The organism is Escherichia sp. WS1152, from assembly GCF_046487665.1.
Classification (GTDB): Bacteria; Pseudomonadota; Gammaproteobacteria; order Enterobacterales; family Enterobacteriaceae; genus Escherichia; species Escherichia coli.
Genome location: NZ_JBJQJA010000001.1, coordinates 742996 through 761103 on the forward strand (window position 1 = coordinate 742996; position 18108 = coordinate 761103).

Genomic DNA, 18108 nt, shown 5'->3' on the forward strand with positions numbered 1-18108 from the left:
ATTATCTTTCCTGTTTACATATAGTTAACGTCACACCTAGTTTATGCTAACTGTCAATAACACAGCAAACGCTATTTGCGCTTAATCCGCAGACCACCGCGACAACAAGGAGTAAAGATGAGAACCGTTAAGGTATTTGAGGAAGCCTGGCCCTTACATACCCCGTTTGTGATTGCCCGGGGAAGTCGCAGTGAAGCGCGCGTGGTGGTGGTTGAACTGGAAGAAGAGGGTATTAAAGGCACCGGCGAATGCACGCCGTATCCGCGTTATGGAGAAAGTGATGCCTCGGTAATGGCGCAAATTATGAGCGTCGTGTCGCAATTAGAGAAAGGGCTGACACGGGAGGAGTTGCAAAAAATTCTCCCTGCCGGCGCAGCACGTAATGCGCTGGATTGTGCATTGTGGGATCTGGCCGCGCGAAAACAGCAGCAATCGCTGGCTGATTTGATCGGCATAACGCTTCCCGAGACAGTTATCACTGCACAGACGGTAGTCATCGGTACGCCTGATCAGATGGCCAATAGTGCATCAACACTCTGGCAGGCAGGCGCGAAATTACTGAAAGTGAAGCTGGATAACCATCTTATTAGTGAGCGGATGGTGGCAATTCGCACAGCTGTGCCCGATGCGACGCTGATCGTTGATGCAAATGAATCCTGGCGTGCAGAAGGGTTGGCGGCGCGTTGCCAGCTATTGGCGGATTTAGGCGTTGCGATGCTTGAACAACCCCTTCCTGCGCAGGACGATGCGGCGCTGGAGAATTTTATTCATCCGTTGCCGATTTGTGCTGATGAGAGTTGTCATACACGTAGCAATCTGAAGGCGCTGAAAGGGCGCTATGAGATGGTTAACATTAAGCTCGATAAAACCGGTGGTCTGACGGAAGCGCTGGCGCTGGCGACTGAAGCGCGTGCACAAGGTTTCAGTCTGATGCTGGGCTGCATGTTGTGTACCTCTCGTGCCATTAGCGCCGCTTTACCGCTGGTGCCGCAGGTCAGTTTCGCCGATCTTGACGGACCGACCTGGCTGGCGGTAGATGTGGAACCGGCGCTTCAGTTCACGACGGGCGAATTGCATCTTTAGGATGCCAGCGCAGCAAGTTTGCCATCGCAAAGAGATATTTTTCGCTGGCTTCGTCGGAGGAGATGGGCGGAAACTCTGCGGTGATGCAATGCAAGTTGAGATCTGCACACCAACTGCCGAAAGAGCCAGGCGTTTCATAACCGACGCTGGTTACCAGAGGCAATTCAAACGCCTGGGCCAGCCATTCGCCTAATTCGCTGTGTCTGGGATCTTCAATACAGGCCAGTGGATCGTGGAATGAGACCACCCAGGCAGGTTGAATGCGGTGTATAAGCTGGCACAGCGCCTGGGTTTCAGGTTCGGAGCCAGGTTTGTCACCTGTCAGTAATACGACATCACGTTCTTCAGCGGCGCTGTTCCAGCGATAAACCGTTTCACCTTCCTTCCAGTTCGCCGCCGGAAAGTTTCTGTTTAAATCCACACCATTAGCATTGGCCCGTAACCCCAGCTGGCAGCCGTCAGGATTCACACACAGCACCACATGATGGCGGCGCAAAGAAGGTGTCAAAGTCCGCAGAGCACAGGAGAGCGTGACGACCGAAGAGTTTTCATCACCGTGAGTGCCAGCCAGAATCAAACCACTTTCGCGACTGGCTGCAGTGGCCGGAAACCAGATTAACGGCGCGCCCAATAATGAACGTCCGTAATGTTCTGTTCCGGGCGGAAATGCGCCGCGTTCGGCGCGTGGGCGGTTTACGGTCATGATCGTCTCTGGTTCAGGAAGTATTACAGGCAGTGTTGTGCAAATTTTGCGGATTATCAAATCCTTTTCTTCAACGCTATGTCATCGATCTTGTATCACTTTTTTGCCGGAAGTTGTTTGCATTTTTATTGATGTGCAGATATTAGAATTATGCTGACTTAGATGTAAGTCGTAATGTTATATACATGGCGTATTTTATTCTTACTGGTTCTACACATGTTAATCGCATCGGATTGATCAGTTCACCTTAATAAGTTTAATAAATCGTACTGCACATAGTACATTACGATGGTAACTATGTAATTGATTTAAATGAATAATGGCTTGTCACCATCAGTCACGGGTTGATTGATACCTATATTATCACCAATGTGTTTCTCAGGTTTATCGATGATATCTGTGATTAATGCTGCGACACTCTTACGTGATACGATCGTACCTTTGAATGGTTCATTGCGTGAGGTAAGCTCATAATCAATAATATCTTCATCAGTCAGCCAGGCAGGGCGAAGAATTGTATATTCCAGTCCAGAAGCCTCAATTGCATCCGCAGCCCTGCGGAATGGTTTTAGGGGCTCACCAATAACTGCATTATTCCATTCGCCAAATTTTCCTGGAACTTCATCATAAATACCGAGGGAAAGAACAAAGATCAGACGTTTAACATCACAGGCTTTCATCGCAGCGATCACTGAATTTGCCTGAATATCTAAATCTTCCCCCGTAAGGTTGGCATACACAACGTCCTGTCCCTGCATGGCCTGCTTCAGTGCTGCATGATTCAGTACATCTCCCATAATAATCTTGCTATTAGTTGGATAGGGTTTGTGGATTTTTGCTGGCTGACGGGCAAATAAAGTTTGTTTAATGGTTTGTTTATCTGCCAGTTGATTAATCACATGGCGGGCTATCTGACCGCCAGCACCAAGAATCAGTACATTTTTCATAATATTTCTCATGAAACTTATCCCAGATGGGTGTTGAAAAAAGGAATAACTTTTTCCAGCGCCTCCTGAACTGCTTCCGGTTTGTCATACAGTTCATAATGTGAGAAATCGGGTAATGAAACTAACTGACGATCCTGCGAAACCATCGCCCGGCCATAGACTTCCAGTCCATCACGATAAGCACCGAAGGCACCGACTTTTTCACCAACTACTACCATCACCGGCTGAGTCAGTAACACTTCAGTAAATGCGAAGGCATCCCAGGCCAGCGTTTTCTGTGCATGTGAGAACAACATTTTTGTCGCACCTCCCGGTTGTTGCCCGCGTGGTGTTTTATAGTAGTCAGTTGCTTCATAAACATCGCGTTCGGTCAGTCCATGGGATTTTGCTGCATCCAGGCTGGCGGGAAGTAATTCGTTGATCTGTAATTCTCCACCACGAGCCTCTTTGGTTCGTTGCGACGCCATTGCATTCAATGCGCCAATCGGATCGTAATTGCTGAAACCTTCCCGAAAAAGACGCCCGATATTAACACCCGTAATACTCACTACTGCTTTAATTCGTTTTTCTGTCAGCGCGGCATTAATGGCATAGCCACCACCCCCACACACTCCCAGCACGCCAATACGTTCAGCATTAACATATGGCAGAGTTACTGCATAATCGATAACACGGCTAATATCCTCTACGCGCTGTGTCGGATCTTCTATCCAGCGAGGCTCCCCACCAGATTCTCCCTGGAAACTGGCGTCATAAGCGAGAACGAGATAGCCTTTTTCAGCCAATGCTTTGCCATAGATATTGCCAGACGTCTGCTCCTTACAACTGCCAAAAGGATGGACGCTGATAATCGCCGGATACTGTTTTGACTCATCAAAATTTGGTGGAAACTGAATATTGGCAGCAATATGCCAGGCCATATCACTATTGCGGATTTGAATATGTTTCATTACAGAGTTTCCTCAAAGAACGGAGCTAATACTGAAATTGCTTCAGCCACATAGGCTTTGCCGTCATAAAGATCCATATGGTTTGCGCCTTCAACAATGTGATAGCGTTTATCCTGGCTTGATGCCCGATCGTACAGGTCGTCACTCATCCATTTGCTCCCTGCCTGGCTGCCCGCCACAATCTGCATCGGCTGAGTCAGGTACACTTCCGCCATATGGTAAGCATCATAGGTAATAATCTGGTTAAGGCTGCGCAAAGTAGCGTAACCCGGTGCTGTTGGATACTGCGCGCGAGGGGTGTGGTAATACTCCCAGGCCTGACGCAGTTCTTCGTTCGGCGCATCGGACTCCTTCATTGGTGCCAGTGGCATAACGGCATATTCTCCGCTGCTAATATCGCTGGTTCGGGCGTTTGAACCCGCTTCAACGTATGGCAGGGCATCAATAGATTTCACATTGTTTTCCCAACCATTACGGAACATCGAACCAATATTGACCGCACTAACGGTACCGATGGCCTTGATGCGGCGATCCTGAATTGCAGCATTGGCTGTATATCCTGCACCGGCACAAATTCCCATCGCACCAATTCGGGTATTGTCGACATAAGAAAGCGTTGTCAGGTAATCAATCACGGCACTGATGTCTTCAGTACGAATGTATGGGTTTTCTAACTGACGCGGCTCGCCGCCACTTTCACCTTGATAAGATGCGTCATAAGCAATAGTGACAAATCCCTTTTCCGCCAGTTTTTTGGCATAGGTTCCGGCCGTTTGTTCTTTAACGCCCCCACCTGGGTGAGATACCACAATTGCCTGATACTGACGGGTTTCATCAAATTTTGGAGGGAAATAGATCACTGCAGACAAAGAGATGGTTGGATTATTGCTGTTAGTGAAGCTGACTTTATTATTCATCATTCCGTTCCTCATGGAGTTGTCGGTTCGTTTTAACGGTTGGTGATATCACTATAGATATTGATCATTAAGTTGATTAGACCCAAAATCATGATTAGACCTATCATTTAAATGATTAATAGATTGCATGGAGATACTGAATGAAGCGTGAAGAAATCGCTGATCTGATGGCGTTTGTCGTCGTTGCAGAGGAGCGTAGCTTCACTCGTGCAGCAGCCCGCCTGAGCATGGCGCAGTCAGCTTTAAGCCAGATAGTGCGTCGTATAGAAGAACGATTGGGATTGCGGCTTCTGACGCGAACCACGCGCAGCGTTGTTCCAACTGAAGCGGGCGAGCATCTTTTGTCTGTTCTTGGCCCTATGTTGCATGACATAGATTCAGCCCTGGCATCCCTGAGCGAGCTGCAGAACCGCCCATCCGGGACAATACGTATTACTACTGTAGAACATGCAGCAAAAACGATATTGTTACCAGCAATGCGCACATTCCTGAAATCGCATCCTGAAATTGATATTCAGCTCACCATTGATTATGGTTTGACCGATGTCGTTTCTGAACGTTTTGATGCAGGCGTCCGTCTGGGTGGGGAGATGGATAAAGATATGATCGCCATTCGAATCGGGCCAGATATACCAATGGCTATTGTTGGCTCACCGGATTATTTTTCTCGCCGAAGTGTTCCAACGTCAGTGTCACAATTAATAGATCATCAGGCAATTAATTTGTATCTTCCCACATCGGGTACAGCAAATCGCTGGAGATTAATACGCGGTGGACGTGAAGTTCGTGTTCGCATGGAAGGTCAGCTTTTACTGAATACGATAGACCTGATCATTGATGCTGCAATTGATGGGCATGGATTGGCGTATCTACCTTATGATCAGGTTGAGCGGGCTATTAAAGAAAAAAAACTGATACGTGTTTTGGATAAATTCACACCAGATTTACCCGGTTATCACCTGTACTATCCACACCGTCGACATGCTGGCTCGGCATTCTCATTATTTATAGATAGGCTGAAGTATAAAGGTGCTGTTTAGCACTACTTGCTGATACATTAATTTAATTTCTCTCTTAACGTATTCTCAGTTCCTATCAACGTTTTGGTTATTTTTTATTCTTCGTACAATGGCGACAGATGCTGATTATGATACCGAAAACTGGTTTGAACGTGCGAAGCCTGAATGTAGTGTTCGGTGTTCTATGTGCTTTACCGCATTTTGGCGTCGATTATTTACACTAAATCTGATTTAATATATTGATACATAAAACATTTTATGCTTCCTGTGTCACTTTTTTGATGGAAGTTGTTTGCATTTCTTTAAGGCGAAACAAATAATTACGCATCAATTTTAATGTCGGTTAGAGGGAAACTTATGAAGCACTCTGTTTCAGTCACGTGTTGTGCGCTGTTGGTCAGCAGCATTTCTCTTTCGTATGCTGCAGAAGTTCCGAGCGGCACAGTACTGGCAGAGAAGCAGGAGCTGGTGCGCCACATTAAAGATGAGCCTGCGTCGCTGGATCCCGCTAAAGCCGTGGGCCTGCCAGAGATTCAGGTCATTCGCGATCTGTTTGAAGGACTGGTGAATCAGAACGAGAAAGGGGAGATTGTCCCCGGCGTTGCGACTCAGTGGAAAAGTAATGACAACCGTATCTGGACTTTTACCCTGCGCGATAACGCAAAATGGGCGGATGGCACACCGGTAACGGCGCAAGATTTTGTCTACAGCTGGCAACGTCTGGTGGACCCGAAAACGCTATCGCCATTTGCATGGTTTGCCGCGCTGGCGGGAATCAACAACGCACAGGCGATTATTGATGGTAAAGCTACGCCTGACCAGCTTGGCGTCACCGCAGTTGATGCCCATACCTTGAAAATTCAGCTTGATAAACCGTTGCCGTGGTTTGTGAATTTAACCGCTAACTTTGCCTTCTTCCCGGTGCAAAAAGCCAACGTAGAAAGCGGTAAAGAGTGGACGAAACCCGGAAATCTGATCGGCAATGGCGCTTATGTTCTTAAAGAACGCGTAGTCAATGAAAAACTGGTCGTGGTACCGAATACCCATTATTGGGATAACGCCAAAACGGTACTGCAAAAAGTGACCTTCCTGCCAATTAATCAGGAATCCGCAGCCACTAAGCGTTACCTCGCGGGGGATATTGATATCACCGAATCCTTCCCGAAAAATATGTATCAGAAGCTGTTGAAGGATATTCCGGGGCAGGTTTATACGCCGCCGCAGCTCGGGACCTATTATTATGCGTTTAACACGCAAAAAGGGCCGACGGCAGATCAGCGCGTTCGTCTGGCATTAAGTATGACGATAGATCGCCGCCTGATGACCGAAAAAGTATTAGGGACGGGCGAAAAGCCAGCGTGGCATTTTACACCAGATGTTACCGCCGGATTTACGCCGGAACCTTCGCCGTTTGAACAAATGAGTCAGGAAGAACTGAATGCGCAGGCAAAAACTTTGTTGAGCGCAGCTGGTTATGGTCCGCGAAAACCGCTGAAGCTGACGCTTTTGTATAACACTTCAGAAAACCATCAAAAAATTGCGATTGCTGTAGCATCGATGTGGAAAAAGAACCTTGGCGTAGATGTTAAATTGCAAAATCAGGAATGGAAAACCTATATCGATAGCCGTAACACCGGCAATTTTGATGTTATCCGCGCCTCATGGGTGGGGGATTATAATGAACCCTCCACTTTCCTGACATTATTAACGTCAACGCATTCAGGAAATATTTCACGCTTTAACAATCCGGCATACGACAAAGTTCTGGCCCAGGCATCGACGGAAAATACCGTTAAAGCGCGTAATGCCGATTACAACGCGGCAGAAAAAATCCTCATGGAGCAAGCACCGATTGCACCAATTTATCAATATACCAATGGACGATTAATCAAGCCGTGGCTGAAAGGTTATCCCATTAATAACCCGGAAGATGTGGCGTACAGCCGGACTATGTATATTGTGAAGCATTGATGTGATGGGAACTGGCGTTACCCTTGTGGATAACGCCAGTGATGTCTGATTTAGCGCCCCTGTTCCTGCGGTGTAATGTTATCCATATACAGCGTCTGGCTGGGGAAGGCAAAGTCCGCGCCGTGTGACTGCACAATATCGATAATCTTCAAATAAACGTCTTGCTGTGCAGCAAGCCATTCAGCCCATACCGTGGTTTTGGTAAAGCAATAAACCATAATATTCAATGACGAGTCGGCAAACTGGTTGAAATAAACCAGTAAGGTTTGTCGCTGGTCGATGGCCGGGTGATTTTTCAGCATCTCACGTACGGCTTCGACAATAACGCCCACTTTTGCCGCATCCTCATAACGTAAACCAATGGTCGTGGTAATGCGGCGGTTGGTCATTCGTCCTGGGTTTTCTACGCTGATCGACGAAAACAGCGAGTTCGGTACGTACAATGGACGATTATCAAAGGTCGTAATTTTGGTAATTCGCCAGCCAATTTCCGCTACTGTACCTTCGATATTTCTGTCCGGTGAACGGATCCAGTCGCCAATACTGAAAGGACGGTCGAAATAGAGCATGATCCCGGAAAAGAAATTACTCAGAATATCTTTACCGGCCATACCGACAGCCAGACCACCAATACCACCAAAGGTCAGCAAGCCAGAAAGGCTCATGCCGAAATGTTCGCCATAAAGCAGAACAAGCACCACAATAATGGTGATTTTGATAATGCGCGACATAATCCGCGCACTGGTGATATCGCGACCTTTTTTAATCTGCTGTTTTTCAAACTGATTAATCAGCAAAAATAGCTTAATCGTCAGAATAACCGCAATCAGGGACGTACAGATAAAATCGATAACGCCTGGGGTGATAAATTTGAGTTTATAGTTTTCTATAACATAATTAATAATGCTACCAACAGCACTGATAATTATGGTGTAGATTAAAAATTGCACCGCATGGAATAAAAAACCTTTTCTTTTACGATTTCCGCGGCGAAACCAAAAGCTCATCAGAATCAATGCTGCGCAGCTACCGAAAATAATGACCAGATTAAGCGCATTATTTGTAAACAGTTCAGCGATCATTGTTTTATCAGGCTCCTCCAGATAATTGTCGTCATGCCGGAAACCCCTGGCGGGGCTATTTTACCGCGACAATTCATTCAGATCATCAATAGTCAGGGAAGTAAGTAGCAATATTAGCTAACTAATCAATGCGTTGATTGTAAATCCAGCTAAGAGGTGAGGTTTTCAGAGCAGACAACGGTGAAATGTCATGGTATTGTTACGTTTAGGTAACAAGAAATTTGTCTGCACAAGGATTACATCATGATTATGGCGAAACTGAAGTCAGCGAAAGGGAAGAAATTTCTCTTTGGTTTGTTGGCGGTTTTCATTATTGCGGCGTCGGTTGTGACTCGCGCGACTATCGGCGGCGTTATAGAACAGTACAATATTCCGCTGTCTGAGTGGACGACATCAATGTATGTGATTCAGTCATCGATGATTTTTGTTTATAGCCTGGTCTTTACTGTGTTGCTGGCAATCCCGTTGGGAATTTATTTCCTTGGCGGCGAAGAGCAGTAAGTAAAAAATAGGCCCGATAACTCGGGCCTTGTCAGTTATTGAAGAGTCGTTAATCGTCTTCTTCGTCATCCAGTTCAACGGGTGTCTGATACTGGTCAGGTTTAATGACCAACAGATCGCAGCGAAGATGATCAATCACCTGTTCCGCCGTGTTGCCGAGGAATGCTGCTGAAATACCGGTGCGTCCTACCGTGCCCAGAACCACAATCCCCGCCTGTAAGTGCTCCGCCAAATCAGGAATCACCTCTTCTGGCAGACCTTTTTCTACGTGCGTCATGTTTTCATTAATGCCGAATTTCTGCCGCAGAGCTTTCATTGCCAGCAAATGTTGCCCACGAATGGCATCGTTATAAACGCTCGGATCAAATTCCGGCAGTTCAATCGCGATATTAATTGGCGTTACCGGATAAGCGCCAACCAGATGAACTTCGGTATGGTTGACTTGTTCTGCCAGTTCGATCGTCTCTTTGACCAGTTTTTCATTGAGCGCATTATGATACGGCTCTTCACTGGCGAGATTCACCGCCACCAGCGCCTTGCCTCCTTCCGGCCACGGCTGGTCTTTCACCATCCACACCGGGCTTGGGCATTTGCGTAACAGATGCCAGTCCGTTGGCGTAAAAATCACCGCTTCCAGACGGTCATGTTGGTGCGCCATTTTTAGCACCAAATCGTGCCCGCCGCTGATCACTTCCTGAATGATGGCTTCGAAGGGACGGTTATGCCAGACCACTTTAATTTCAATGGGAACGCCAGCATTGAGATAATATTTTGCCTGCTCGTGGATCCAGGCTGTACGCTGGCTGATGACGCCCTGACGCATAGCGGTACGTTCGTCCGGGGAGAGCAGGGTGGTCATTTCGTATGAGAAGTCATAGATCGGCAAAAAGGCTTTAATTTTGCCACCAATCCGTTGATGTAAATAAACAGCTCGCCGCAATGCTGGTTGGTCGTCCTGGTTAGGATCGATAACAACGAGCATGTTCTGATACATAGCCATACAGGGTCTCCTTACAACAACTGTCAACGCAGTTTGTAATTAAAAGATTAACCCATATCTGGTGAATGAAACAGTGATGAACCTTCTGCCAGATCAATAAATCAGAAAAATTTAATGATATGACAGAAGGATAGTGAGTTATGCGGAAAAATCAGGCAACGTTACGCGTATGACCAGCAAGCTGGGCCAGCGCATCGTTATTTTCGATGGTGATGTATTTACCTTTGACTGCCAGCATGCCGCTTTTCTGGAAGCGACCCAGCAGACGGCTGATGGTTTCTACCGTCAGGCCCAGATAGTTACCGATATCGCCACGAGTCATCGTCAGGCGGAATTCACGAGGGGAGAAGCCGCGTTGGGCAAAACGACGGGACAGGTTGTAGATGAATGCAGCCAGACGTTCCTCGGCATTTTTCTTCGACAACAGCAGGATCATGTCCTGATCGCCTTTGATTTCACCGCTCATCAGACGCATCATCTGCTGACGCAGATTCGGCATTTTACCGGACAAATCGTCCAGCGTTTCGAACGGGATTTCACATACCATCGAGGTTTCCAGCGCCTGCGCGAAGCTCGGGTGATGGCCGCTGCCGATGGCGTCAAATCCCACCAGGTCGCCTGCTAAATGGAAACCAGTGATTTGCTCGTCGCCTTGCTCAGTGATGGTATAACTTTTAATCGTACCGGAGCGGATGGCATAAAGCGATTTAAGTTCATCACCAGCCTTAAACAGCGTCTGGCCTTTCTGAATAGGCTTCTTCCGCTCAATGATATTATCAAGCTGATCAAGCTCATGTTCGTTGAGTGTGAACGGGATGCAAAGCTGGCTGATGCTGCAATCCTGGCAATGGATAGCACAACCGCCAGACTGAATGCGCCGTATAATTCGCTTTTCCGGGATCATAGGTCTGCTCAAGCCGTAATTGATATTTGTCAATTTTAACATCTTTTTAGGGAGCAAGTAAGTCTAAGCAAACCTTAACAGCAGAGAATTCCGATATTAGATGTAAATATATGTCTATCTATTTGAAAACCCTTAAGTTGTTAAGGGTAACTTTACATAAAAGTGTGAACAAGCTGGCACAAATTGTTTAATGTTTACAGCAAAAGATAACCTTCGTGGCGCAATAACCACTCTTTTCGCTGAACTCCGCCTGCATATCCGGTCATGGTGCCGTTTCGGCCAATAACCCGATGGCAAGGTACGACGATGCTGATGGGATTCGATCCGTTTGCCGCACCAACGGCACGCGCCGCGCCAGGGCGGCCTAATTGTTCAGCCAGTTGGCCATAATGCATTACCTGCCCGCAGGGGATAGTGCGCAGTGTTTTCCAGACTTCGCGCTGAAATGGCGTCCCCCCCGTGGCAGTGGGAAGCGTATCAATAATGCTAAGATTACCGGCAAAATATTCACGAAGCTTGTCGCTTAAACCACCTGGGTTGGTGGCAGAAATGCGCTCATAGCCTTCTTTGCGATAATGGATGTCCAGCAGCTGCACCATGCGTTCGCTGTACTCTTCCCATTCAACCGCCCGCAGGCGAAATTGCTCATCGCAAATCACCCACAGTGGACCCAGTGGCGTGGCAATTTTTTCTTCAAGTAATCTCAGCATCCGTTCTCTCTTAAGACAAACGTGGGTAAATACCCGGACCTATCGGCAGACCGACAAGATACCACGCCAGCAACATCAGCAGCCATACCACCAAAAAGATAAGCGGATAGGGCAAGACTAACGAATAGTAAGTACCCAGTTTCGCGTCTGGTTTGTAGCGTTGCAGGAATCCAAGAAACAGTGGAACAAAAGGAGATACCGGCGCTAAAGGCAATACGGATGAGTCGGCAATACGAAAGAGGATTTGCGCAAATGCCGGGTGAAAGCCAAGTAGCATAAACATTGGTACGAAAATGGGGGCCAGAATCGACCAGATTGCGGAACCGCTGGCAATAAACATGCATAAGAAAGAGGAAAGCAACGCCAGACCGACAAACGCCGGGATGCCGCTAAGCCCTGAACTTTCAAGTATATCGGTCAGCCCCACGGCGATGAATTTCCCCATGTTGCTCCAGTTAAACATGGCGACAAACTGGGCTAGGGGAAAAACCATCACGATAAATCCCGCCATCTCTTTCATCGGTTCAATCATTAAATGCGGTAAATCCGCCTGACGTCGAATTGTGCGGGTAGCGATGCCATAAGCCAGCGAGACAACAAAGAAAAAAAGAATGATCAGTGGCACGATACCTTTAATAAAGGGTGATGGCATCACGGTGTGATTAATCGGATCGCGCAATATCCCGTTTTCCGGGATCACCATCAGCGCGATCGCAGCAATAAAAAGTAGCGATACGACACCTGCTATGCGTAAACCAAAACGCTGACTTTCGGTCAATGTCTGCAGTTTCTCATCGCTGTTTCCCTGCCATTGACCTAACCGTGGCTCGATGATTTTGTCGGTTATCAGGCCGCCAACAATCGTCAGTACGACTACGGAGCTGGCCATAAAATACCAGTTATCAATTACACTGACGTGCATTTGCGGATTGAACGCAGCCGCCGCTTCCGTGCTGATCCCCGACAGCAACACGTCGGTTGTGACAATCAGTAAATTAGCCGTGAAGCCGCAACCTACGCCTGCAATGGCGGCCAGTAAACCTGCAACTGGATGCCTGCCCACCGCCAGAAAAATCAGCGCACCCATCGGTGGCATGATCACTAACGCCGCATCGGAAGAAATGTGGCTGAAAAAAGCAATAAACAGCACCATATAACTGGCGTAGCGGGCATTAACATGCGATGCCATTTTAACCATTAGCGCTGGCAGTAAGCCGACGCGCTCCGCTAGGCCGGCACCTAAAACCAGCGCCAGGATCGCTCCAAGTGGAGCAAAACCGCTAAAGTTTTTAATCACATTGGGTAAAAACCAGTGTAATCCTTCCACACTGAGCAGGTTTTTCACCACCACCGGCGTACCATCGGTCGGGTTTTTCGCACTGACGCCAAAGGCTGACAAAATTGCCGTCGTCACCATGAGTACGATTATCAAATAGATAAAGAGCAAAAAAGGATGGGGAACCTTGTTACCAATTCTTTCGACCCAGCCATAGAGCTTCCCGGATTGGGAGGACGACGGTATGGATGACATACTCATGGGCATTCCTCGGTTGTTGTGTTTGCGTTGTTGTTATTTTAAAGGTGACGGTGTCACGTTTTTCGGGATAGGGCAGTGATACGGTTGCGTGTCCGTAACTTGCTGATGCTCTTGTTGGCATTCTTGCAATAGCCCTGAATCAATGAAGAGATTGACTGTGGTTGCTGCCATAGTTTTCGCCGCCAGCAGCATTCCTTTATGAGCAATAGATGTTCGCCCCTGGCTAACCAGTTGCCACGTATGTAGCGGTGTACCGACGGCAAAACAGGGGCTGAAACACTGGGCAACAGGCAGTTTCCAACTGACGTCGCCGACATCAGTCGATGCCGCAAGCACGTTATCGGTGGCGGCATATGGAGCGACCTCATTCGCCAGTACCGTTTCACGATGACGTAGTGCAAAAACCTTGCCGTTTTCGCCACCGGTTGCGGCGATATTATTCAGACTGTTTTGCCGATCGTTGGAGGTGAGCGTAGCCTGAATTTGTCTCGCAAAAGCCAGTTCTTCGGAGTTCCATTCCGGGGTACCAAAATGGGATAGGGCCTGGTACATGGCATTTTCTAAGGTGCGATTCGGGAGATAACTGGAACAGGCTTTGTCGAAGCGGCATTCAACCGTGGTTTCGGTCATCAATGCCGCACCTTCGGCGATTTTGGCGACCCGATCATAAATATGCTGCACGTCGGTCATTTCGGGGGCGCGGATAAGATAAAGCACTTCTGCCTGCGCCTGGACCACGTTGGGCGAGATCCCGCCGCTATTTGTGATGGCATAGTGTACGCGCGCTTTTTCAATAATATGTTCGTTGAGGAAGTTGGTGCCAGTGGTCATCAACGTTACGGCATCAAGGGCGCTGCGTCCCAAATGAGGGGAATTCGCGGCATGTGCTGCGATCCCTTTAAAGCGCCATGATGCCTGAATGTTTGCCAGCGTGCGGGTATTGAACATACCGGCAAAGGCTTCCGGGTGCCAGGTGAGTGCCGCATCCACATCATCAAATACCCCCTCGCGAACCATGAACGTTTTACCCGAGCCGCCTTCTTCGCCAGGACAACCATAAAAGCGCACCGTGCCGCCTTGCCCATATTGTTCCAGCCATTTCTTGACGGTTATTGCAGCGGCAAAGGCGGCGGTTCCCAGCAAATTGTGTCCGCAACCGTGACCATTTTCACCGGGCGTCGCGGATGTAGGTTGCGCGCAACCTGCTTGCTGACTTAAACCTGCCAGGGCGTCATATTCTCCCAGCAGGGCGATAACCGGTTTGCCTTGACCAAACGAAGCAATAAAGGCATTTGGGATATTGCCTACGTTGCGGGTAACGGTGAAGCCTGCAGATTCCAGCGCCGAAGCCAGATGCTCCGCTGACCAGAACTCTTCAAAACGTGTTTCTGGATGATCCCAGATTTGATCGGCAATATCGGTATAACGTTGGCGATCGGCTTCAATCGCATCGTCGATAAAACGATAGATTTCCTGCATCAGATACCTCGCGTCCAGGGAAAATTGAGCGCGGTGCGCGCCAGCGTTTCGACGGCAATAGCGAGAACCTGCTCGTCAAAATCGAATTTTTCGTTGTGATGACCTGCCGCCAGCTGTGTGCCAAACACCATGTAGGAGGCTTGCCCTTGATGTTGCTGCACGCGGGCCATCATTAATGTGGCATCTTCGGAACCCGCAGGCGCTTCGACACGTTCAATGGCCTGATTGACCCTCGCGACCTGAGCCGCCTGACTTTGCAACCATGCGACCCATTGCGGCGAAGGAGAACTGGCGGTAGCTGCACCCATCAGACGAATTTCAACGCCGACACCATACATGGTTGCTGCGCCCTGAATCGCTTGTTGTGCACGGTCAAAAACATATTGATTAATGACGTCGCTGGCCCCGCGTGTTTCCACTTTCAGCAACGCCGAGGCAGGAACAACATTACGACCGCTTCCTGCCTGCATAACGCCCACGTTTACTCTGGAAGCGCCTTCGCTGTGCGGGGCGATTGCATGCAGTGCAAGAGTTGCTTGTGCTGCCGCCAACAAGGCATTGTGACCGTCTTCTGGTTTTGCGCCTGCGTGAGCGGCGGTCCCGGTGAAGTGCGCGTCAAATTTGGTGGTTGCCATAAAATTATCACTGCCGCACACCACGGTGCCCGCAGGTACGCCAGTGCCAATGTGCACGGCAGTAAAATAATCAACATCATCCACTACACCTGCATCGACCATCGCCCGCGCGCCACGCGTACCTTCTTCTGCAGGTTGAAAAATCAGTTTGATGATGCCATGTAGTCCGGACTCGAACTGTTTAAGGGTATGCGCCAGCCCAAGCCCAATGGCGGTATGCCCATCATGACCACAGGCATGCATCATTCCGGCGTTACATGACACAAAACCGTCGCGGTAGGGGCGATGGCTGACATCCTGCTCTTCACTGAGATCCAGCGCGTCCATATCGACACGGAAAGCCATCACCGGACCGGGGCGACCGGTATCCAGGGTGGCGACGATACCAGTGAAACCACCTTCAAAAGCCGCAATCCATTGTGCTAGCGCACCCTGTTGACGAGCGCGCTCGAATTCGCGTTGTAGAGTGAGTTCATCAGGTAGTCCCATCCGGCTACTTTCATTAACTACTTCGCGGCCCAGCGCCAGTGAATAGCCGAGCTGCTGCAATTCTTCCGCAACAAGGGTGGCAGTGCGGAATTCCACCCAGCCAGACTCTGCATAGTGATGAAAATCACGTCGCCAGTGCGATAATTTTGGGGCAAGCGAATTAACAAATTGATTCAAATACTCCATAACCTTTCCCGTCATCAGTAAAAAGTGTGACCCGGTTCACGTAGCGATAGTTTTTACTTATCACTAACTGATTTTTCACAGTTTTAACCGTTCATAAATTACCCTGACACAATCATCTGCATTAAAGTAGATGCCAGTTTCTTTGGTCTGATAAATAACGGTTATCGGTGGCGTCATGGCTTTTCAGGTAAAAATTCATCAAATTCGGGCTTTTGTTGAAGTGGCTCGTCAGGGCAGCATTCGCGGAGCGAGCCGAATGTTGAATATGTCGCAACCGGCACTGAGTAAATCTATTCAGGAGCTGGAAGAAGGGTTAGCGGCGCAACTCTTTTTTCGCCGTAGTAAAGGCGTGACGTTAACTGATGCCGGTGAAAGTTTTTATCAGCACGCCAGTCTTATTCTTGAAGAGCTGCGCGCAGCCCAAGAGGATATTCGCCAACGACAAGGGCAACTGGCAGGGCAGATTAATATCGGCATGGGGGCCAGTATTTCCCGCAGTCTGATGCCAGCTGTCATATCTCGTTTTCATCAGCAGCATCCGCAGGTAAAAGTACGCATTATGGAAGGGCAACTGGTGTCGATGATTAATGAATTGCGTCAGGGAGAATTGGATTTCACCATCAATACCTATTATCAGGGACCGTACGACCACGAATTTACTTTTGAGAAATTACTGGAAAAGCAATTCGCGATCTTTTGCCGCCCGGGACACCCCGCCATTGGTGCCCGTTCGATCAAACAGTTACTGGATTACAGCTGGACAATGCCGACGCCACACGGCAGCTACTACAAACAGTTGAGTGAATTGCTTGACGATCAGGCGCAAACGCCACAGGTCGGTGTAGTCTGCGAGACGTTCTCAGCCTGTATCAGTCTGGTGGCAAAAAGCGATTTTCTCAGCATACTGCCTGAAGAAATGGGCTGCGATCCCTTGCACGGACAGGGGCTGGTGATGTTGCCGGTTAGCGAAATTTTACCGAAAGCGGCCTATTATTTGATTCAGCGGCGTGATAGTCGCCAGACACCACTGACCGCGTCATTAATCACGCAATTCCGGCGAGAATGCGGCTATCTGCAAAGTTAAAACTGCATAAAAAAATAGAGTCTGTCGACATCCGCCAGACTCTATAGTACACACAGCAGTGCATCCGCGTCTTAAATCCGGCATTGTCTCCTCTGCGCCGGTGACTGTGTTATAACGGTTTTAACCTTTAGTTGCCAATTTTCTTCAGTGACAGATTTCACGAAAATATAAGTTACATTATTAATATCGTGAATGAATAATCATGCATAAGCATTTTGCTTAAAATATCGGCAACATTTGGAACTTATTACTGGAATTTTGGGTAATACGTTGTTGGACCGACCCGGTCTGGTTATCATATCGCGCTCTTAATTGCGGGAGGATGTAACATGAACCTTGACGACAAATCGCTGTTTCTTGACGCCATGGAAGATGTCCAGCCGCTGAAACGTGCTACCGATGTCCACTGGCATCCCACGCGTAACCAACGTGCGCCACAGCGTATCGACACGCTGCAGCTTGATAATTTCCTCACTACCGGATTTCTCGACATTATCCCACTAAGTCAGCCGCTGGAGTTTCGGCGGGAAGGGTTGCAACATGGGGTGCTGGATAAGCTGCGCAGTGGTAAATATCCGCAACAGGCGAGCCTGAATCTTTTGCGCCAGCCGGTGGAAGAGTGCCGCAAAATGGTGTTCAGTTTTATTCAACAAGCCCTGGCGGATGGTTTGCGTAACGTGCTGATTATTCATGGTAAAGGGCGGGATGATAAATCGCATGCCAATATTGTCCGCAGCTATGTGGCGCGCTGGCTGACCGAATTTGATGATGTTCAGGCATATTGCACCGCGCTACCGCATCATGGCGGCAGCGGGGCGTGTTACGTCGCACTACGTAAAACGGCGCAGGCGAAGCAAGAAAACTGGGAGCGCCACGCTAAGCGCAGTCGTTGATCTCGAGACGCATCCGCG

At 48.5% G+C, this 18108-nt stretch carries 17 protein-coding genes; 6 read left to right on the forward strand and 11 right to left on the reverse strand.

Annotated features, from left to right (window positions below; all coding sequences use genetic code 11):
• Positions 1-117: 117 nt before the first annotated feature.
• On the forward strand, positions 118-1083 hold the full coding sequence (ycjG, locus tag ACJHW7_RS03635) for an L-Ala-D/L-Glu epimerase (protein ID WP_001295588.1): 966 nt from the start codon (positions 118-120) through the stop codon (positions 1081-1083).
• On the opposite strand, the gene mpaA is transcribed toward ycjG, so the two are convergent.
• The 4 genes from mpaA to ACJHW7_RS03655 form a co-directional block, all read right to left on the reverse strand.
• Complete coding sequence (gene mpaA, locus ACJHW7_RS03640) at positions 1058-1786, reverse strand: murein tripeptide amidase MpaA (protein ID WP_000217817.1); 729 nt, start codon at positions 1784-1786, stop codon at positions 1058-1060. The genes ycjG and mpaA overlap by 26 nt on opposite strands.
• Before the next feature lie 308 nt (positions 1787-2094).
• Positions 2095-2733: an SDR family oxidoreductase gene (locus ACJHW7_RS03645; protein ID WP_024192759.1), complete on the reverse strand. Its 639-nt coding sequence runs from the start codon at positions 2731-2733 to the stop codon at positions 2095-2097.
• 17 nt (positions 2734-2750) lie between these two features.
• Positions 2751-3683, reverse strand: coding sequence for an alpha/beta hydrolase (locus ACJHW7_RS03650; RefSeq protein ID WP_000680607.1), 933 nt, complete (start codon positions 3681-3683; stop codon positions 2751-2753).
• Positions 3683-4603: an alpha/beta hydrolase gene (locus ACJHW7_RS03655; protein WP_001345592.1), complete on the reverse strand. Its 921-nt coding sequence runs from the start codon at positions 4601-4603 to the stop codon at positions 3683-3685. Before ACJHW7_RS03655 ends, ACJHW7_RS03650 begins: the two co-directional genes overlap by 1 nt.
• 137 nt (positions 4604-4740) lie before the next feature.
• Here ACJHW7_RS03655 and pgrR point away from each other — a divergent pair, with 137 nt between their 5' ends.
• The gene (gene pgrR, locus ACJHW7_RS03660; RefSeq protein WP_000817693.1) at positions 4741-5640 is read left to right on the forward strand and encodes a DNA-binding transcriptional regulator PgrR; all 900 of its coding nucleotides are present in this window, start codon (positions 4741-4743) and stop codon (positions 5638-5640) included.
• A 336-nt stretch (positions 5641-5976) separates the two neighbouring features.
• Positions 5977-7590 (forward strand): murein tripeptide ABC transporter substrate-binding protein MppA, encoded by a 1614-nt coding sequence (mppA, locus tag ACJHW7_RS03665; RefSeq protein ID WP_040234693.1) that lies wholly within the window; start codon positions 5977-5979, stop codon positions 7588-7590.
• A gap of 50 nt (positions 7591-7640) precedes the next feature.
• Here the strand turns inward: mppA and ynaI are convergent, their stop codons facing one another.
• Positions 7641-8672, reverse strand: coding sequence for a low conductance mechanosensitive channel YnaI (gene ynaI, locus ACJHW7_RS03670; protein WP_000559901.1), 1032 nt, complete (start codon positions 8670-8672; stop codon positions 7641-7643).
• Between the two features lie 243 nt (positions 8673-8915).
• On the opposite strand from ynaI, the gene ACJHW7_RS03675 reads away from it, so the two are divergent.
• A complete protein-coding gene (locus ACJHW7_RS03675; protein WP_000605090.1) occupies positions 8916-9173 on the forward strand; it encodes a DUF2534 family protein in 258 nt (85 codons plus the stop codon).
• Between the two features lie 49 nt (positions 9174-9222).
• Here ACJHW7_RS03675 and uspE read toward each other — a convergent pair whose 3' ends face one another.
• The 6 genes from uspE to abgA form a co-directional block, all read right to left on the reverse strand.
• A complete protein-coding gene (uspE, locus tag ACJHW7_RS03680) occupies positions 9223-10173 on the reverse strand; it encodes a universal stress protein UspE (protein WP_001262123.1) in 951 nt (316 codons plus the stop codon).
• Positions 10174-10324: 151 nt separating this feature from the next.
• Positions 10325-11077 (reverse strand): fumarate/nitrate reduction transcriptional regulator Fnr, encoded by a 753-nt coding sequence (gene fnr, locus ACJHW7_RS03685; protein ID WP_000611911.1) that lies wholly within the window; start codon positions 11075-11077, stop codon positions 10325-10327.
• A gap of 194 nt (positions 11078-11271) precedes the next feature.
• A complete protein-coding gene (ogt, locus tag ACJHW7_RS03690; protein ID WP_000945011.1) occupies positions 11272-11787 on the reverse strand; it encodes a methylated-DNA--[protein]-cysteine S-methyltransferase in 516 nt (171 codons plus the stop codon).
• A gap of 10 nt (positions 11788-11797) precedes the next feature.
• Positions 11798-13324 (reverse strand): p-aminobenzoyl-glutamate transporter, encoded by a 1527-nt coding sequence (abgT, locus tag ACJHW7_RS03695; protein ID WP_000062967.1) that lies wholly within the window; start codon positions 13322-13324, stop codon positions 11798-11800.
• A 33-nt stretch (positions 13325-13357) separates the two neighbouring features.
• On the reverse strand, positions 13358-14803 hold the full coding sequence (abgB, locus tag ACJHW7_RS03700; RefSeq protein ID WP_040234696.1) for a p-aminobenzoyl-glutamate hydrolase subunit AbgB: 1446 nt from the start codon (positions 14801-14803) through the stop codon (positions 13358-13360).
• On the reverse strand, positions 14803-16113 hold the full coding sequence (abgA, locus tag ACJHW7_RS03705) for a p-aminobenzoyl-glutamate hydrolase subunit AbgA (RefSeq protein ID WP_021556761.1): 1311 nt from the start codon (positions 16111-16113) through the stop codon (positions 14803-14805). The genes abgB and abgA overlap by 1 nt, the downstream gene beginning before the upstream one ends.
• A gap of 175 nt (positions 16114-16288) precedes the next feature.
• Here abgA and ACJHW7_RS03710 point away from each other — a divergent pair, with 175 nt between their 5' ends.
• Together ACJHW7_RS03710 and smrA are read left to right on the forward strand one after the other, a co-directional pair.
• A complete protein-coding gene (locus tag ACJHW7_RS03710; RefSeq protein WP_000885454.1) occupies positions 16289-17197 on the forward strand; it encodes a LysR family transcriptional regulator in 909 nt (302 codons plus the stop codon).
• A 329-nt stretch (positions 17198-17526) separates the two neighbouring features.
• Positions 17527-18090 (forward strand): DNA endonuclease SmrA, encoded by a 564-nt coding sequence (gene smrA, locus ACJHW7_RS03715; protein WP_001046829.1) that lies wholly within the window; start codon positions 17527-17529, stop codon positions 18088-18090.
• Positions 18091-18108 lie beyond the last annotated feature (18 nt).

Bases quoted from the DNA above. Each gene is read 5' to 3' on its own strand.
- fnr (WP_000611911.1), bottom strand. From the start codon at position 11,077: ATGATCCCGGAAAAGCGAATTATACGGCGCATTCAGTCTGGCGGTTGT.
- abgB (WP_040234696.1), bottom strand. From the start codon at position 14,803: ATGCAGGAAATCTATCGTTTTATCGACGATGCGATTGAAGCCGATCGC.
- ACJHW7_RS03710 (WP_000885454.1), top strand. From the start codon at position 16,289: ATGGCTTTTCAGGTAAAAATTCATCAAATTCGGGCTTTTGTTGAAGTG.
- abgA (WP_021556761.1), bottom strand. From the start codon at position 16,113: ATGGAGTATTTGAATCAATTTGTTAATTCGCTTGCCCCAAAATTATCG.
- mpaA (WP_000217817.1), bottom strand. From the start codon at position 1,786: ATGACCGTAAACCGCCCACGCGCCGAACGCGGCGCATTTCCGCCCGGA.
- ACJHW7_RS03645 (WP_024192759.1), bottom strand. From the start codon at position 2,733: ATGAAAAATGTACTGATTCTTGGTGCTGGCGGTCAGATAGCCCGCCAT.
- ycjG (WP_001295588.1), top strand. From the start codon at position 118: ATGAGAACCGTTAAGGTATTTGAGGAAGCCTGGCCCTTACATACCCCG.
- ACJHW7_RS03675 (WP_000605090.1), top strand. From the start codon at position 8,916: ATGATTATGGCGAAACTGAAGTCAGCGAAAGGGAAGAAATTTCTCTTT.
- uspE (WP_001262123.1), bottom strand. From the start codon at position 10,173: ATGGCTATGTATCAGAACATGCTCGTTGTTATCGATCCTAACCAGGAC.
- mppA (WP_040234693.1), top strand. From the start codon at position 5,977: ATGAAGCACTCTGTTTCAGTCACGTGTTGTGCGCTGTTGGTCAGCAGC.
- abgT (WP_000062967.1), bottom strand. From the start codon at position 13,324: ATGAGTATGTCATCCATACCGTCGTCCTCCCAATCCGGGAAGCTCTAT.
- smrA (WP_001046829.1), top strand. From the start codon at position 17,527: ATGAACCTTGACGACAAATCGCTGTTTCTTGACGCCATGGAAGATGTC.
- pgrR (WP_000817693.1), top strand. From the start codon at position 4,741: ATGAAGCGTGAAGAAATCGCTGATCTGATGGCGTTTGTCGTCGTTGCA.
- ACJHW7_RS03650 (WP_000680607.1), bottom strand. From the start codon at position 3,683: ATGAAACATATTCAAATCCGCAATAGTGATATGGCCTGGCATATTGCT.
- ogt (WP_000945011.1), bottom strand. From the start codon at position 11,787: ATGCTGAGATTACTTGAAGAAAAAATTGCCACGCCACTGGGTCCACTG.
- ACJHW7_RS03655 (WP_001345592.1), bottom strand. From the start codon at position 4,603: ATGATGAATAATAAAGTCAGCTTCACTAACAGCAATAATCCAACCATC.
- ynaI (WP_000559901.1), bottom strand. From the start codon at position 8,672: ATGATCGCTGAACTGTTTACAAATAATGCGCTTAATCTGGTCATTATT.